The organism is Geodermatophilus sp. DF01-2 (assembly GCF_004571065.1).
In the GTDB taxonomy this organism is placed as follows: domain Bacteria; phylum Actinomycetota; class Actinomycetes; order Mycobacteriales; family Geodermatophilaceae; genus Geodermatophilus.
Genome location: NZ_SPQN01000183.1, coordinates 1 through 1,298, shown reverse-complemented (window position 1 = coordinate 1,298; position 1,298 = coordinate 1). Strand labels below are relative to the sequence as shown.

The following is a 1,298-nucleotide window of genomic DNA, read 5'->3' as shown; positions in this document are numbered from 1 at the left end:
GATCTCGGGCGGCGGGGTCGCGCGCCAGCTCGGCGTCGGCGCCCACGGCCTGCACCCGCGGGGCGGCCGCGCGAAGCGTGGCGCGGTCGGCGACCAGCTCGCGGGCCCAGCCGCTCTCCACGAGCAGCTGCGCCTCGGCGGTCCGGGCGGTGGCGGCGACGACGGCCGCGCAGGAGGCGAGGTGCGCCCGGTGCACGAGGACGTCACGGGCGTGGGCGTAGGGCGCGCGCGGCTCGGCGTGCAGGTCGTCGCCGTCGTCCCAGATGGCGACCAGCCCGAGGTCGGCGACCGGCGCGAAGACCGCCGCGCGGGTGCCGAGCACCACCGTCGCACTGCCGCGGACGGCGTCCAGGAAACGCCGGTACCGCGCATCCGGGGCGGCGTCGGCGCGCAGGACGACGACCGACCCCGTGGGCAGTCGCGCTTCCGCGGCGGCAGCCAGCCGGTCGAGGTCGCGGCCGTCGGGGGCGACCACCAGGGCGCCGCGGCCGCCGGCGAGCGCGGCCTGGCAGAGCTCGACCAGCCGGGCCGGCCAGTCCTCGCCGGGCAGCGCGGTCCACACGGCGCGCGGGGGCCGGCCCTCGGCGACCGCGGTCAGCAGCGCGGGCCCGGTCGGGTACCGGGCGAAGCCGGCCGGGTCCGGCGGCGGAGGCAGCGGGGGCGGCTCCGCGGGCGGCCGCTTCTCGGCCGCGGCCCGGCGGGGCGGGACGGCCAGCCGCAGCACGTCGGGGACCGTGCCCCCCCAGCGCTCGGCCACCGCGCGGGCCAGCGTGACGACCTCGGGGGTCAGCACCGGCTCCGGGGAGACCAACTTGGCCAGTGGCGAGAGCTTGCCGCCGTGCTCGCTGCTCGCGCCGAGCTCGATCACGAACCCGTCGACCAGCTGGCCGGCGAAGCGCACCCGCACGCGGCAGCCGGCGCGGACCTCCTCGGCCATCGCCTCCGGAACGGCGTAGTCGAACGGCCGGTCCAGGTGCGCCAGGGGCACGTCGACGACGACCCGGGCCACCCGGGGCGTGTGGGCGCCCGGATCGGCAGGGGTGGGCCGGGCGGGTTCGAGGGGACGCTGGGTCGGGGCCGAGGTCAGCGGGGTCTCCGTTCGACGCGGGCGGAGGAAGCGCCCGCCAGTGTCGTCGCCGGGCCCGACAGGAACCGGCCGCGCCACCGCTGTCGTAGTAACTCCCTGAGCGGTTGAAGACCCAGGACATCCCCCTGGTGGGGTGAACGGGCTTGGTGTCCCAACCCCAACCAGGAGGATGTCGTGTCGAACCGTAGCTCTCGTCGGCTGTCTCGTGGAG

At 78.0% G+C, this 1,298-nt stretch carries 1 pseudogene; it reads right to left on the bottom strand.

The window, feature by feature from the left end:
• Positions 1-1,009, bottom strand: a pseudogene (locus tag E4P41_RS21720) (primosome assembly protein PriA); the annotation flags it as partial.
• Positions 1,010-1,298: the final 289 nt, after the last annotated feature.